The 14,176-nt window shown below is 51.3% G+C and carries 13 protein-coding genes; 7 read left to right on the top strand and 6 right to left on the bottom strand.

Going from position 1 to position 14,176, the window contains the following annotated elements:
* Positions 1 to 6: 6 nt before the first annotated feature.
* Together ACO08I_RS08665 and guaB are read right to left on the bottom strand one after the other, a co-directional pair.
* On the bottom strand, positions 7 to 1,131 hold the full coding sequence (locus tag ACO08I_RS08665) for an IS701 family transposase (RefSeq protein ID WP_421946523.1): 1,125 nt from the start codon (positions 1,129 to 1,131) through the stop codon (positions 7 to 9).
* Between the two features lie 171 nt (positions 1,132 to 1,302).
* Positions 1,303 to 2,784, bottom strand: a complete 1,482-nt coding sequence (gene guaB, locus ACO08I_RS08660; protein WP_282784804.1) for an IMP dehydrogenase — start codon at positions 2,782 to 2,784, stop codon at positions 1,303 to 1,305.
* Positions 2,785 to 2,894: 110 nt separating this feature from the next.
* On the opposite strand from guaB, the gene ACO08I_RS08655 reads away from it, so the two are divergent.
* The gene (locus ACO08I_RS08655; RefSeq protein WP_282784806.1) at positions 2,895 to 3,338 is read left to right on the top strand and encodes a nucleoside deaminase; all 444 of its coding nucleotides are present in this window, start codon (positions 2,895 to 2,897) and stop codon (positions 3,336 to 3,338) included.
* A gap of 105 nt (positions 3,339 to 3,443) precedes the next feature.
* Positions 3,444 to 3,983 (top strand): hypothetical protein, encoded by a 540-nt coding sequence (locus tag ACO08I_RS08650; RefSeq protein ID WP_044222862.1) that lies wholly within the window; start codon positions 3,444 to 3,446, stop codon positions 3,981 to 3,983.
* Here the strand turns inward: ACO08I_RS08650 and ACO08I_RS08645 are convergent.
* A complete protein-coding gene (locus ACO08I_RS08645) occupies positions 3,980 to 4,630 on the bottom strand; it encodes a protein-L-isoaspartate(D-aspartate) O-methyltransferase (RefSeq protein ID WP_044222863.1) in 651 nt (216 codons plus the stop codon). The genes ACO08I_RS08650 and ACO08I_RS08645 overlap by 4 nt on opposite strands.
* 144 nt (positions 4,631 to 4,774) lie before the next feature.
* Between ACO08I_RS08645 and ACO08I_RS08640 the strand changes: the two genes are divergently transcribed.
* The 3 genes from ACO08I_RS08640 (at position 4,775) to ACO08I_RS08630 (ending at position 7,462) form a co-directional block, all read left to right on the top strand.
* Positions 4,775 to 6,172 carry a phosphoglucomutase/phosphomannomutase family protein gene (locus ACO08I_RS08640; protein WP_421949075.1) on the top strand — a complete coding sequence of 466 codons (1,398 nt, stop codon included), beginning with the start codon at positions 4,775 to 4,777 and terminating at the stop codon, positions 6,170 to 6,172.
* Positions 6,173 to 6,244: 72 nt separating this feature from the next.
* Positions 6,245 to 6,829, top strand: a complete 585-nt coding sequence (locus ACO08I_RS08635) for an Rpn family recombination-promoting nuclease/putative transposase (protein ID WP_421949074.1) — start codon at positions 6,245 to 6,247, stop codon at positions 6,827 to 6,829.
* Between the two features lie 222 nt (positions 6,830 to 7,051).
* A complete protein-coding gene (locus tag ACO08I_RS08630) occupies positions 7,052 to 7,462 on the top strand; it encodes a hypothetical protein (protein ID WP_421949073.1) in 411 nt (136 codons plus the stop codon).
* Positions 7,463 to 7,488: 26 nt separating this feature from the next.
* Here the strand turns inward: ACO08I_RS08630 and ACO08I_RS08625 are convergent, their stop codons facing one another.
* Genes ACO08I_RS08625 through ACO08I_RS08615 form a run of 3 tightly spaced genes read right to left on the bottom strand, consistent with a single transcriptional unit; the run spans position 7,489 to position 10,938 of the window.
* A complete protein-coding gene (locus ACO08I_RS08625; protein WP_421949072.1) occupies positions 7,489 to 7,947 on the bottom strand; it encodes a GNAT family N-acetyltransferase in 459 nt (152 codons plus the stop codon).
* 14 nt (positions 7,948 to 7,961) lie between these two features.
* A complete protein-coding gene (locus ACO08I_RS08620) occupies positions 7,962 to 8,327 on the bottom strand; it encodes a diacylglycerol kinase family protein (protein WP_421949071.1) in 366 nt (121 codons plus the stop codon).
* A gap of 1 nt (position 8,328) precedes the next feature.
* Positions 8,329 to 10,938, bottom strand: coding sequence for a lamin tail domain-containing protein (locus ACO08I_RS08615; protein ID WP_421949070.1), 2,610 nt, complete (start codon positions 10,936 to 10,938; stop codon positions 8,329 to 8,331).
* Between the two features lie 181 nt (positions 10,939 to 11,119).
* Here ACO08I_RS08615 and ACO08I_RS08610 point away from each other — a divergent pair, with 181 nt between their 5' ends.
* Complete coding sequence (locus ACO08I_RS08610; RefSeq protein WP_421949069.1) at positions 11,120 to 12,124, top strand: aspartate-semialdehyde dehydrogenase; 1,005 nt, start codon at positions 11,120 to 11,122, stop codon at positions 12,122 to 12,124.
* A gap of 104 nt (positions 12,125 to 12,228) precedes the next feature.
* Entirely contained in the window at positions 12,229 to 13,629 is a 1,401-nt protein-coding gene (locus tag ACO08I_RS08605) for a hypothetical protein (RefSeq protein WP_282775362.1), read from the top strand.
* Positions 13,630 to 14,176: the final 547 nt, after the last annotated feature.

Raw genomic sequence — 14,176 nt, 5'->3', positions numbered from 1 at the left:
AAGGCCTTACCCCAAAAGAGGGGTGGCTAGCCCATCCGGCGGTCCAATTTTAGGGACATAGGCTTTGAGCCTTTGCACCTCTTGAAAAGCCGCCCTGAGGGCATTGACATAAATTTTGGTTTTTAGGGCAAAGTGGTTGGTCTGCTCTTTTGCAGCCAGCAGTTCGAGTTTAGTCCAGGCAATCATGGCAGCAAAAACATGGTTGCACTGGGATGTCTCGTGCTTGGTGGGGGACTTTTCCAGCCCCACGTTTTGTTTGAGCGATTTGTGGAATACCTCCACTCCCCAGCGTGTCCCGTAGGTTGTGCAGATAGCTGGGCCGCTTAGCACCAGATCGTTGGTGACCAGGTACAAGTCTCCAGTTGAGCCGTCTTGGTTTATAAAGACCTGCTTGACCAACTGGACTTGGAAATCCAGCCCTTTGAGGTAAACAGTAATGGCCTGGCCTGCTTGCAGTTCTAGCCCGTCGACTCGGTGGAACTTGCCTTCCAGCTTGTCTTCCATGCTAAGGGCGACCTTGCGGTTGCTCTTCAAGGCACTGATGAAATGCTTGCCCAGCTCATAATGCACGAACTCGAAGTTCTCCTTGGCAGCAAACCAAGTGTCCCATACCACATAGCGGAAGGGCACGCGGTTGTATTTGACAAGTGCAAAAAGCTGGTCGCGCAGCATCTCGTTCTTGCTGCGGGGGCTGCGCTTCTTTACCTGCCCGCTTTTGGCATCCACGTATTCTTGCGACTTGCGCACGATCTCAAAAGCAACAGGCAGCTCTATGCCCTGTGGGCTCTGGTAAAGGAAATTCAGGATGTTGATCCCTTTGGTGTGCCCCGCTTTCGGCTTCTTGGAGTGGTCCCAGTGCCAAGTGACCACTTCATTCTCCGTAGAGTGCGGCTTCTCCTCGATCGTGTCATCTATCTTGATGACCGCGTCCGGGTGCTCCACTTTACGTACCAAAGGCTTTATGCAACGCCAATAGTCCTTTGCCGTGAAGGCTTCCTGCCCTAAAAAACGGCTGATCTTGTCATGGCTCAGTGCCTGATCGGTCAGCTCGGACAAGCCGGTGGCTGTCGCCATGCGAAACGATGCCAGCAGGTAGTCCGAATACAAGTCAAGTAACTTTGGGTCTTTCATCTTGCGCTCCTTTGAGCTGCAAGATAACTGCCCCAACATTATTAATCAATTTTCCAAATCTTTCGCGTGCGAAAGGTCAGTTAGGAATACGTTTCTGCGGTTGCGGCATAGTGCGGGCACAATTTCAGTTAGGACCGAAAATAGTATTATTGCCGCTTTTTGCAAAATGCTTTACCGACGGCTGTAGTTCGGCGACTCTTTGGTGATGGTGATGTTGTGCGGATGGCTTTCCAGTATACCGCTGCTGGTTATCCGGACAAACTGTGCATGCTGTAAATCCTCAACGGTTGCCGCACCGCAATAGCCCATACCAGCCCGCAGGCCGCCCAGGTACTGCACCATTACTTCAGCGACGGTTCCTTTATAAGGCACACGACCTTCGATGCCTTCCGGTACCAGCTTCTTAATGTCATCCTCCACATCCTGGAAGTACCGGTCCTTGGAGCCTTTTTCCATTGCACTTATGGAGCCCATGCCACGGTAGACCTTAAATTTCCGGCCTTCGTAGATGATCGTCTCGCCCGGGGCTTCCTCCACACCGGCAAATAATCCACCAGCCATGATGGTATTCGCGCCCGCGACCAAAGCCTTAACGATATCACCAGTGTAGCGGATGCCGCCATCGCCAACAATCGGGACACCGAGGTGTTTCACTGCTTCATAGGCGTCATTAATGGCAGTAAGCTGAGGAACGCCCACACCTGCAACAATCCGTGTGGTACAGATAGAGCCTGGCCCCACGCCTACCTTGATGCCATCCACGCCCGCCTCGGCCAGCGCCAGGGCTCCGGGGCCTGTAGCCACGTTACCACCGATGACCTGAAGGTCAGGGAAGTGGCCCTTTACGTCTTTTACGGCGTTGAGTACGCCAGCAGAGTGTCCATGGGCCGTGTCAATGATAACCACATCGACCCCAACTTTCACCAACGCTTCCACACGGGCCATCATATCAGAAGTGACACCAACGGCAGCGCCTACCACGAGGCGGCCCAGGCTGTCTTTGCAGGAGTTTGGAAAATCCTGCACCTTCATGATGTCCTTATAAGTGATCAGCCCGGCCAGTTGTTGGTTGTCATCCACCACCGGGAGCTTTTCGATCTTATGCCCCTGAAGAATATCGCGAGCCTGCTCCAGATTGGTACCTACCGGTGCGGTGATGAGGTTGTCTTTGGTCATCAGCTCCCGGACAGGAGCATCGAGGCGGGTCTCAAAGCGCAGGTCCCGGTTGGTCAGGATGCCTACGAGTTTGTTCGCCTTGTCAATGATGGGGATCCCACCGATCTTGAAACGCCGCATCAGGCGGAGTGCATCACCAATAGTGGCATCGGCTTCGAGGGTAACCGGGTCGACGATCATGCCACTTTCTGAGCGCTTGACGCTGCGGACCTGATCGGCCTGTTGCTCGATCGTCATGTTTTTGTGGATGATCCCGATACCACCCTGCCGGGCGATGCTAATGGCCAGCTTATTTTCAGTCACCGTATCCATGGCGGCCGAAACTATGGGCGCATTCAGGCGAAGACCTTTTGTGAGTTGGGTGGATACATCGACTTCCCGTGGCAAAACCTGAGAGTAAGCGGGGACGAGAAGGACGTCATCGAAGGTGAGCCCCTCCTTGACGAATTTGTTGTTAGCTGTTTTCTGTATTTCCATGCGCAAAGGTATGGAATTTGCCTGCAAAAAATAAAAGCGAGACGCCATGGAATTCTAAAAATCCCTTTCGGGTTGGTGCAGGTCCGCCCTACACCTTCTATATTTGCAGCATGCTAAGCGTACTCAGTGACGAACACTTCATGAAAAAAGCCTTGCAAGAGGCTCAAATGGCGTACGAAGCCGGTGAAATCCCGGTGGGAGCAGTAGTGGTCTGCCAAAATCAGATCATTGCCCGGGCTCATAATCAGACGGAGCTCCTCAATGATGTGACGGCCCATGCTGAAATGCTTGCCCTCACTGCTGCAGCCAACCATCTGGGCAGCAAATATTTGCGCGATTGTACCTTGTATGTGACGCTGGAGCCGTGTGTCATGTGCGCCGGCGCCCTTTATTGGGGGCAGTTGGGCCGCCTGGTCTACGGAGCGCCCGATGAGAAGAGGGGGTACCTTAAGCAGGGCAATCAGCTCCTCCATCCCAAAACGAAGATTGAGTACGGCGTGCTGCAAGAGGAAAGCCAACTATTGCTTAAAGCCTTCTTCCGGCAGCGACGTTAAACTGGCGTTAAAGCAGGTTAAAGAGTTTTAACCCACTGGCAAATTTGGCGTCCTACCTTTACATTGGAGGCATTTCCTTTGTGATTTTACCAAATCCGTCTTGCTATGAAAACTTTCTTCCCGTTCGCCATCCTTTCTGTTATTTTGCTTAGCTCCTGCGGCCCAACCCTGAGCCCTTTTACTGCAAGGGTCTACGACGAAGGGCGCTTTACCGAAGCTGAGCTGAAGCGCATTCAGTTTTACCTTTCTGAGCCCATTGTGCTCACACGGGAGTTGCGTGCAGAGAAAGCCGAAGTCATTTCCGGTGAGATCAAGTTGGTGAACGGGCAACAGGTGGAGCAGGTGGTCATCCCCAAAGGCACTCCCGGTGCAGTCCTCTTTACACCCGATCGGGAGCGGCTCGCCATTTCCTTTGAGAGCGGCAGTGACGACCGCTACCTTATTTTTGGCCCTAATCCGACCATGAACGACCGCTACACCCTGCGTGCTTCCGACTGGGACCGGCGTGCGGCGATTGTCACCTATAATGGCCGCAAATGGCGTGCGGGTGGAAGTGCCGCCCTGGCGACCTTGCTGGTGGATCTGAGGGAGGTGGATCAGGTATCGGTGCGTTCCCGGACTGCTGGCGGGCGGCGGGTGGATTAAACCTTATTGATACCTTTTAAGAAGGGCACAAACTTGAAATCCGCAAACTTTTCCGTTTCTACGTCCCCCGCTTTATTCAGCCGGGTCAGGCGCAGCATTTTCTGTGCTTTTTCTCCTACCGGGATGACGAGCTGCCCGCCCACTTTAAGTTGAAGCAGGAGGGGTTCCGGAATTTCCGGAGCACCGGCAGTGACGAGTATTTTATCGAAGGGCGCAAATTCAGGCAGGCCCTTGTAGCCATCGCGCAGGTAGCAGCGAATATTGCCCAGTTGCAATTGGTCGAGGAGCTTTTTGGCCCGGCGATGGAGCAGTTCCTGCCGCTCAATGGTGTAGACTCTGGCACCCAGCATAGCCAAAATGCCCGCCTGATAGCCGGAGCCGGTCCCGATTTCCAGGATTTTGTCCCGCTTTTTGACTTCCAGCAGGCTCGTCTGATAAGCTACGGTGTAGGGCTGGGAAATAGTTTGCTCATTCCCAATCGGGAAAGGTTTGTCCTGATACGCCCATTCCTCAAAGGCCTTATCCAGAAAGAAATGCCGGGGCAGCGTACCAATAGCGTTCAGGATTTGCTCATCCCTGATGCCTTTCGCGCTAAGCTGCTCCACGAGCTTTCGGCGCATGCCCTTATGCCGGTAGGTGTCTGTCAAACGATTTCGGTTTTCTAACTGTAGAGTGTGGCGAATTTACTAAATTCGGGCGCTAATCATTGCCAACCTTGTGATAGAATTGCAACCTGGCAGTGAACCCTTTGTACAAATCTGTTTACCATAGCATATAAACCACTGACAAATATGACAAAGATCAAGTTCGGAACGGATGGCTGGCGCGCCATTATTGCTGAAGATTATACGGTTGAGAATGTAAAGCGGGTAGCTGCCGGTACTGCGATTTGGATGAAAGCCAATGATGCGGCTCAGGTGGTGATCGGGCACGATGCCCGCTTTGGGGGTGAATTATTTGCCCATACAACCACCCGGGTAATGGGCGCTTACGGGATGAAGGTGAAGCTGGCGAAGGGTTTCGTCTCCACACCTATGGTGTCTTTGGGCGTAGTGAAGACCGGATCAGACCTGGGCGTTGTCATTACGGCAAGCCATAATCCGCCTTCTTACAATGGCTTTAAGCTGAAGTCCAAACTAGGTGGCCCAATGATCCCTGCGCAGGTGGCGGAGGTGGAGTCGCATATTCCGAATACATTCGACAGAGACCTGCCGACTCTTCAGGAGATGGAAGCTCAGGGGCTATTGGAGTACGTTGACCTGGAGCAGATTTACGTCGACCATGTTACCGACAGCTTTGATCTGGAAAGCATCCGTAATGCCGATTTTAAAATTGCCTACGATGCTATGTACGGAGCCGGGCAGAATGCGTTGCGCCGCTTGTTGCCTGATGCAGTTTTGCTGCACTGTGATTACAACCCTTCCTTTATGGGGCAGGCACCGGAGCCTATCCACCGTAACCTCGGTGAGCTCTCTGCGCTGATCAAAAACGACCCTTCTATCGGCCTTGGCCTCGCTAACGATGGTGATGCGGACCGCATTGGCATGTACGATGAGGATGGCAACTTTGTGGATTCCCATCATATCCTATTATTGTTGCTGCTTTACATGCACGAGTATAAAAAGCAGACCGGCAAGGTCGTTGTCACCTTTTCTGTTACGGAAAAAATGCAGGAACTGGCAAAGCAGTTTGGGCTGGATATTGAAGTTACTAAGATTGGCTTCAAATATATTGCCGAGATCATGGCGCAGGAACCCGTTCTGGTAGGCGGAGAAGAGTCCGGCGGGCTTGCCGTAAGTGGCCATATCCCGGAGCGCGACGGCATTTGGATTGGTCTGACCATCATGGAGTTCATGGCGAAAACCGGGAAATCCATTAAAGAGCTGATTCAGGAAGTTTACGACCGGGTAGGGTCCTTTGCCTATGACCGGGACGATCTGCACCTTACGGAAGCGAAAAAGCAGTCGATCATAAAGCAGTGTCAGGAAGGCAGCCTGAAAGCTTTTGGCCCCTATCAGGTGGAGCATGTGGAAGATATTGATGGATTTAAGTTCTACTTTGGCGGTAGCCGTTGGGTGATGATCCGCCCTTCGGGAACAGAGCCAGTACTTCGGGTGTATGCGCAGGCTCCTGAACATGGTGAGGTGCGTGAGATTTTAGATGCTACGCATAAGGCATTACTTGGGTGATGTTTTTTGTGTTTAAAATTGTATTTTTTAAAACAATTTTATTAAATTTGGGCTTGACGCATACTCTGTATCATGCCTGAAAAATTTGATATCCATCAGCCAGATGACCGCTTTTTCAAGTCGGCTATGAGCGACCCGGAGGTGGTCAAAGCTTATCTTCAGCATTTCTATCCTAAAATTGCAGCTATTGCATACCTTTCAAGCCTGAAGCTGGAAAACAGTGTCAGCCTGCGCCCCAGCCTAAAGCGGTTCGAGGCGGATGTCATTTACCGCTGCCGGTTTCAGGGAGAAGCAGATGGTCGCTTCTATTTCTGTTTGCTATTTGAGCACAAGTCCAAGCCCGATAAGTACGTTGCCGTGCAGGTTGGGCTGTACATCATGGAACTACTGTCCAGCATGGTGAAAAAACAGGGCCGGGAACTGGAGCCCGTGCTGCCCCTCATTTTTTATAACGGTAAGGAAAAATGGATGCCGCAAACGCTGAGCGAGCTATTTCAGGAGCATCCGCATTTCATTGCCCTCGAACCCTATATCCCCAACTTCCGTTTTCTGTTTCAGGACGCTACGCGCCTTAGCCCGGCAGCGCTGCTAGAGCTTGTTGGGGTTTTGCTTTTGGAGCGAACGCAGCCAAATTTCGTTCTGATCGAGGCGCGATAAGGGAGAATAGCCATAGCTATGTGGCCGAAGAGCAACGAAGAGCAGGGCGAAATTTGGCAAGAGAAGCCCAAAGGGTAAAATCCTAACAAGCTCTTTAAGCTTGACCTGAGCTACTTCCGCAGCGTACTGATGTCGATGGCTTTCAGGCACCGGCAGTACTTGATATTCAAGTACCTTCAGCTTATCTTTGATGGAACGGAGGGGAAAGAAAAGATCACTGCGTTGACAACCTACATCCTGGGGGTGGCAGAGCGTTCGGAAGCAGAGTTCCTTAAGCAAATTAAAGACACATCATTCACGATAAAACCGGAAGTCATGAGTACGTTGGAGCAAATTTTGGAAAGAGGGCGGAAGGAAGGCTTGAAAAAAGGTCTGGACAAAGGTATCTACAAAAAGAGTATCTTCAATCTGCTCAAAACTACTGTTCGTTTCCCGGAATGGCCAGCCAGCGAACTATCCGACTTTACAGAACTGGACCTGGAGACCGTACGCACTTTCCTGTCTGTCCAATCACAGTTTGATGTTGCTGCGTTGAGGAAGTACGTCCTTGAGGACTTGCTGGCTGATATCCCGCTAAGCGCGGAAGATAAGGAGAAGCTGGACCGGTTGGTTGGACAATTGACCGCATCGTAGTGTAGTACAGCTGTCTTGAAAATGGCCTACCTCAACACCATCCCCACATGCGGAATATCGTCCTCCAGATACTCCGCACCCACTTTTTCAAAACCAAAAGATTCATAAAAACGGGTCAGGTAAACCTGGGCAGAAATTTTTACGGGCACTTCACCATAAAGGTGGGCACACCATGCAATACTTTCCTGCATGAGCAATTTTCCGGCACCAGTACGCCGGGCGCTGGGTGAGGTGACGACCCGTCCGATAGAGGCGTAGTCCGGATAGGAAATGCCCGGGGGCAGCAGTCGGGTGTAAGCAATAAGCTTGCCATTCGCATTATACCCCAGCAGGTGGTGCCCTGCTTCATCTTTGCCATCTGCATCGAGGTAAGGGCAGTCCTGCTCAACTACGAAGACTTCCTGCCGCAGCGCCATGCTGTCGTAAAGTTCCTGCAGTGATAGCTTTGCAAAAGGCAGGCAATTAAAATAAAGCGGGGTGGTCATGATTCCGGAGCTATTTAAGGGTAAAAAAGGGCAGCAACGTACGGCCCAAAGATAATCACCCCAATGATAGCGGCACAAATAGCACAAACCAAAACACCGCCCGCCGCCACATCTTTCGCACGGCCGGCAAGCGGGTGGTAGTCCGGAGAGACGAGGTCTGTCAGCTCTTCAATGGCGGTGTTGAGCCCTTCTGCCCCCAGTACCAGCGCGACGGCCACAAAAGCCAGGCACCACTCGGTGGCAGTGAGCCCCACGTAAGCACCAAAGCTCAGCGCAAAGGCGGTAATGACCAGATGGATCTGGGCATTCTGCTGAGTACGGATGGTGTACCACAGCCCGCGGAATGCATCTTTGAAGCTCTTAATTCGGCCTGTCCACATTTTAGTCTAATTGTCCGGCAAGCACAACTGCGCGCTTGTCTTTCTCTACAGCGCCATCGGGCCTGAAAAGTTCAAAATACAGGATATAAATACCGATCCGGGCCGGACTGCCATCGGCAGCGATGCCGTCCCACTTGAAAGTGCCGGCATTTTGAAGGGTCTCGTTATTGACCAGGCGGAGCATTTCCCGCCCTTGCGCATCAAATATCCAGACGTTGGCGGTATAGCCTGGCTGATCAGTCGTATAATCAATGAGCAGCACATCTTCAAAGCCGTCCTCATCGGGAGAAAACCGGGCACGGGGAATGTTGATGATCTCGTCCAACACTCCTTCGCGCTCAAAAAACTGGGAATTGGGCCCGGTGGGAGTGGCAAATCCTGCGGTAGAGGCGGCAGAGTGCCAGTTGCCATCGTCCTGCGTGCCGGCCATTGGGGAAATGCGCTCCAGGCTGACGCCGTTTTCATCATCGAGTAAGGGATAGTGAAGGTCCTCCGAGTAATCGAAAGCATCGAGTGTGACCCCATTTAGCACAAGGGTCAGATTGCCTTCATCGTTGTCCAGGCCAGGCAGGTCATTCTCCAGCAAGCGGTCGGGGCTGGGCACAGTGTATCGGTTGAGAATATCGGTGGGGTCCTCAGAAAAGACCAGGTAGTCGCCGGGGAAAATCAGCAGGTTATCGTCGACAGAAGCTTCCACACTGCCGCTCATTTTCAGGCGGTTGAGCATTTTCAGGCCGGCCAGGTCTATGATTTTATCACTTTGATTGTACAGCTCAATAAAATCAGAGCCGCCACTTTCCGGATTGAAGAGGATTTCATTGATGACGATATCCATGGGCTCGGCGGGCTGTGGCAATCCAATAGCAAAAGATTGCTGCTCAAGTGGGTTGCCTATGCAATCGGTGAGGTCTGTAGAAAAGCTGAGGGTATAAGCCTGATCCGGGGATAACTCTCCATCCAACAGTAGCAAAGCGGTCAGCCCGTCCGGCTGTAGCATTACGTCAAGTACGGCTATTGCCGGCTCCAGGGTGTAAGCGCCGGGGGGAGTTACTGTCCCCATATCCATGATCTCACTGAACTGCACCCGGATTTCCATATTGCTTTCCGGCACCACTTTGACCACAGAAGGGGGCGTAGTGTCGAGTGCAGCGCCCAGCAGGCTGTTTTCAAGGCCAGGTGTACCACCGGTTGTGCTTTGGGAGGCCCGCCAGTTGCCGGGGCAGTCGTAAGGGCCTTCCAGGCGGATCAGTTCGAGGCTGTAACCACCATCCGAACGCGATTCGTCCTGATACCAGGCATCCGTGTAAGTGACTTCAAACAGGGTGCTCCCATTTTCATCAAGAAGGGTAGCGACATCCCCGCCGTTGGAAAGTGCCGGGAAGTCCCCCACGCTAACGGCAGGCCCCAATTCAGTGAAAGCTGTGAGAAAGGCTTCATCGCAAACCGCAATATACTGTCCAGGTTGCAAAAGAAATGAAGATAAAGCCTCCGGGGTGCTACCAGAAGTAATTTGGAGGGTACCCAGGTCAATGACTTTATTGCTGGCATTATACAATTCCAGGTACTCGGCTTCCGGTAATGCCACGGATGGCGTGGGGTCGGGCATCAGCTCAGTGATGATGAGGTCACCGGGGAGGGCGGGCTGAATATTGAAGTAGGTGAACTCAGCCTGCAGGGAAGCTGCTGTATTTCCCGCTTCATCCTGAATGTTGCTGGCGGTGAGGTTGTAAGTGGCGGTGTTCTCCAAAGCGGTGCCCAATGACAGCAGCACCCGGGTTGGATCTGCCTGCAATTCGGCAGAGACCGGTGTGCCAATTCCATTGCTGATGCTATAATTTGCCGAATTATTGGCAGAGGGTTCGCTTATCGGCTCACTAAATCTTGCCTCTAGTTGAAAAGCGGTGTTCGGAGTGACCTCCAAAAGGGTAGGAGGGGCGGTATCGGTAAAGAGTGGATCAACCAGTACATCATCCATGAAAAACAACTCAGCACGGGTGCTCGTGTAAGTACAGACCCATCCAAAAAAGCTGCCTGTTGGGTAAGTTAAGTCAGTTGCGCTTCCTTCCGGAGTGAAATCGGTGCCTCCGCTGTAGTCGGTTTCCAATGTCCATTCCCCTTCAGCAGAGCGGGTCACCCGTATTCGGGCGAGGGCAGGGTCACTGCCCACGCCCCCAGTGGCACCACTAATCAGTAAGGTGGAAGCGGTCCCGTCCTGCCGAAATAGCTCCACGGCATCATCACTGCCTGAAATACCGCCAATCCGTACATAGTAGCCATTCAGTGCTCCTTTTAAATCTGGAGAGGAGGCTGACAAATAGATGCGGGCGAAGTTGCTGGAAGAAGGGGAGAACTCCGTACGGATATAGAAAGCCCACGTCGTGGCAGCATCCGTTGAGGTAGGCGCCGGAACGTAAAGCAAAGATTCGTTGCTGCTGCCCGGGTCGGTATCCAGCAACTGCAATTCACCATTGGTTACGGCAAACCGGCCGGTATCTCCCAGCCATTCAGGGTTGGAGGAGAAATCGCCATCCGAGAAATCATCCTGAAGTTGAGCGTAAGCCGGGCTTGCAAGGAGGGTTAACGACAGGGACAGGTAATAGAGTGCTTTCATGCCCCAAAAATAGCGAATTCAACACAGCTAAGGAAGGTCAGTGCGGCTGCATCCTTATTTTTTAACGACTGTAGTGGCAAAACCTTTTGGTAATCACTGCAGGGGCTTATCTTTGCGCACCAATTTATTGTAGAAGGTACCAGGCGGGCGCCGCCACCGGTACAAAGAAAAGATTGCAACTATGAAAGTCGCTGTTGTTGGTGTAACAGGCCTGGTGGGTACGGTAATGTGCCGGGTACTTGAAGAAAGGAACCTGCCGGTTTCTGAATTTTTGCCAGTCGCTTCTGCCCGTTCGGTAGGCAAAATGGTAAAGTTTAAAGGAGCAGACCACAAAGTGATCAGCATGGAAGACGCCATTGCTGCCCGCCCGGATATTGCCATTTTCTCCGCTGGGGGCGGAACCTCACTGGAGTTTGCGCCTAAGTTTGCGGAAGTGGGCACAACGGTTATCGATAACTCCTCTGCCTGGCGTATGGACCCGGACAAAAAGCTGGTGGTACCGGAAATCAATGCCAAAGACCTCACGGCTGACGACAAAATCATTGCGAACCCCAACTGCTCAACAATTCAAATGGTGCTGGCCTTAGCACCCCTGCACGAAGCTTTTGGCATTAAGCGGGTTGTGGTCTCTACTTATCAGTCTTTTACAGGCACTGGCATGCAGGCTGTGAAACAATATCAGCTAGAGAAAAAAGGGTATAAGCCCAAGGCTGAAGAGATGGCCTATCCGCATCCGATTTTTGAGAATTGCCTGCCGCAGTGTGATGTCTTTCTGGAAAACGATTATACCAAGGAAGAGATGAAGCTGGTGAATGAAACCCGGAAGATTCTCAATGCTCCACAAATTGGCGTAACCGCAACTGCCGTGCGCGTGCCTGTTAACGGTGGGCACTCGGAATCTGTGAATGTGGAGTTCGAACGGCCTTTTGAAGTGGAGAAAGCCATTGAACTGTTGAATAACACGCCGGGCATTAAAGTGCTGCAGGACAATGCCAATAACAATTACCCGATGCCCCGTTTTGCCAAAGACAAAGACGAGGTTTTCGTGGGGCGTATCCGCCGGGATGAGTCTGTTGCCAATGGGCTTAACCTCTGGATTGTGGCCGATAACCTGCGTAAAGGAGCGGCTACAAATGCAGTACAAATTGCCGAACACCTTATTGCCAGCAAACTGATAAATGCTTGATTAGGGCTAAATCCTTAAAAAGCGGAGCATTTTCTTAATTTTGTGAATAGGAACAAAGCCGGGTAGGCCCCGGTCAGAACTTTTGACTTACTACTACGAAGATTATGAAGACAAAGCTTGTACTCTGGGGGACGAATGCACAGGACGAACGCATACTGGTGGCTGTGGAATTATTGGCTGACGATAATCAGGTAAAAATCTACACTTTCCCTGATGCGGTTGCCACTGATGAGTTCTATCAGAAAATGATGGACGACTGGCGCAACGATAAGGAGGTGGAATTCCCGGAAGCGCACATGGTGACAGAACGGGGATTGAATGTTGCTGATTCACTTTTGCCCGAGAGCATTAAAGTAGAGCGCAGTGACCTGGTCACCCGTGCACAAACGGAATGGCAGTTTATTGTACTCTCCTCCAAGCTTAGCGAGGCTTACAAGTCAGAACTGGAAGACCTGCGCGACCGGGTAAGCCGCCTTGATGGCTTTGACAAGCAGATTTGGGAAGAGCTCAGAGGTTTCTGGGATAAGGTACAGGAGCAGGTAACAGACCGTAACCTGTTCCGCGACCATGCAGAGCAACTTCGGGAGCGCACCAACGAGCTCTTTGCAGAAATGAAAGACCTGCGTTCTAAGATGGACCAGGAGTTCAAGGCCAGGTCCAGGGAGAACTACGAGCAGTTTATGGAAAGCCTTGGTGAGCTGGAAGCCAAGATTAAAGAGAATAAGCGCCTTCAATCCGTATTTGATGAATTGAAAAAGGTGCAGCGGCAGTTCAAGAATACCAAATTTACCAGGGAGGACCGCAATAAAGTGTGGAAGCAGCTGGACGGCATGTTCAAAGAGGTAAAAGAAAAGCGCTTTGGAGAGTCTGCAGGGGGAGACCACTCTCCGTTAGAACGGTTGAAGAAGCGTTACGATGGTTTGCTTGGCGCTATCAATCGGATGTCGAATTCCATCAAGCGGGATAAAGATGAGCTTAGCTTCCAGCAGCGTAAGGTTGATACCACGGATGGCCAGTTGGAGGCACAGATCCGTACGGCTAAAATCAAAATGGTCGAAGAAAGGATCAACTCCAAGACGGCTAAACTGGATGATATGGAGAAGACAAAGGCAGACCTGGAGCGCCGAATGAAAGTGCTGGAGCAAAAGGAAGCTAAGCGTAAGGAACAGCAGGAAGTTAAGGAGGCGCAAAAGGAGGTGGAAGCTAAAATCAAGCAACAGATTGAGGAAGAGGCGAAGGCCCGGGCAGAAGAGTCAGAAAAACTAAAGGATGCTGCAGAAGCTATAAAGGAGGGCAAAGCTGAAGCGAAGCCCGCTGCGGATTCCCCTAATGCGGAAGGCAAAAAGGACGATTCTGTTGGCGATGCTCTGGCTGCCACGCTTGGCGAATCTTTCGAGGACGTTGTGGACACCATTAAGGCTGTGGCTATGGTGGTATCCGACAAAATCAATGAAGCGGTTGAAGACTGGCAGGAGGAAAGTGCCGATGAAAAAAATCAGGCTTAAGCTCTTCGTACCTCTTGCGTAGCAGGAGTGAAGACTTTGACCAAACTTATTTGAAGGGGCCAACAGCAATCGCTGTTGGCCCCTTCTGCGTTTATCGTATTGGTTTTTGTTGGGGGGCTTAAGCAATCAGTTCCCTTTTCCTTTCCATAGAATAATTGAGTTGCTATCAGCGCTGGAGGGCATGGTTTTATGCCTTTTCTGCGGCATTAAAATCCAATTAACCCTTGTTTTGTTAAAATTTCAGAGAATTTCACAAGAAAAATAATAGTTATTGATACGATTTATTTCACATTTATCTGGTTGGAGTTTATATGTATCTGGTTTTTTGAGGTTTTTGGGGTTTGGTTTTTTTCACAAAAGCCCGAATCTGTCTTTGGCTCGGGCAGCAGAAGTCTTCATATTTGTATTGTGATCGGAAGGCATTGAGGAGAGAGACAAGAAAAAGTTAATTGAAATATGTTCATGGGATTATAATTTAGTGAAGTGCAGTCCCGGTGGTTTTTGGAAATCGCTGGGACGCACGACTCACTATGAGAGCACCCACAAT

Origin of the sequence: Phaeodactylibacter xiamenensis (assembly GCF_965229835.1) — a bacterium.
Classification (GTDB): Bacteria; Bacteroidota; Bacteroidia; order Chitinophagales; family Saprospiraceae; genus Phaeodactylibacter; species Phaeodactylibacter xiamenensis.
Note: the sequence above shows the minus strand (reverse complement) of the source record. Positions and strands in the feature narration are given on the sequence as shown.

Bases quoted from the DNA above. Each gene is read 5' to 3' on its own strand.
- ACO08I_RS08610 (WP_421949069.1), top strand. From the start codon at position 11,120: ATGAAAGTCGCTGTTGTTGGTGTAACAGGCCTGGTGGGTACGGTAATG.
- ACO08I_RS08650 (WP_044222862.1), top strand. From the start codon at position 3,444: ATGAAAACTTTCTTCCCGTTCGCCATCCTTTCTGTTATTTTGCTTAGC.
- guaB (WP_282784804.1), bottom strand. From the start codon at position 2,784: ATGGAAATACAGAAAACAGCTAACAACAAATTCGTCAAGGAGGGGCTC.
- ACO08I_RS08605 (WP_282775362.1), top strand. From the start codon at position 12,229: ATGAAGACAAAGCTTGTACTCTGGGGGACGAATGCACAGGACGAACGC.
- ACO08I_RS08620 (WP_421949071.1), bottom strand. From the start codon at position 8,327: ATGTGGACAGGCCGAATTAAGAGCTTCAAAGATGCATTCCGCGGGCTG.
- ACO08I_RS08665 (WP_421946523.1), bottom strand. From the start codon at position 1,131: ATGAAAGACCCAAAGTTACTTGACTTGTATTCGGACTACCTGCTGGCA.
- ACO08I_RS08655 (WP_282784806.1), top strand. From the start codon at position 2,895: ATGCTAAGCGTACTCAGTGACGAACACTTCATGAAAAAAGCCTTGCAA.
- ACO08I_RS08615 (WP_421949070.1), bottom strand. From the start codon at position 10,938: ATGAAAGCACTCTATTACCTGTCCCTGTCGTTAACCCTCCTTGCAAGC.
- ACO08I_RS08635 (WP_421949074.1), top strand. From the start codon at position 6,245: ATGCCTGAAAAATTTGATATCCATCAGCCAGATGACCGCTTTTTCAAG.
- ACO08I_RS08625 (WP_421949072.1), bottom strand. From the start codon at position 7,947: ATGACCACCCCGCTTTATTTTAATTGCCTGCCTTTTGCAAAGCTATCA.
- ACO08I_RS08640 (WP_421949075.1), top strand. From the start codon at position 4,775: ATGACAAAGATCAAGTTCGGAACGGATGGCTGGCGCGCCATTATTGCT.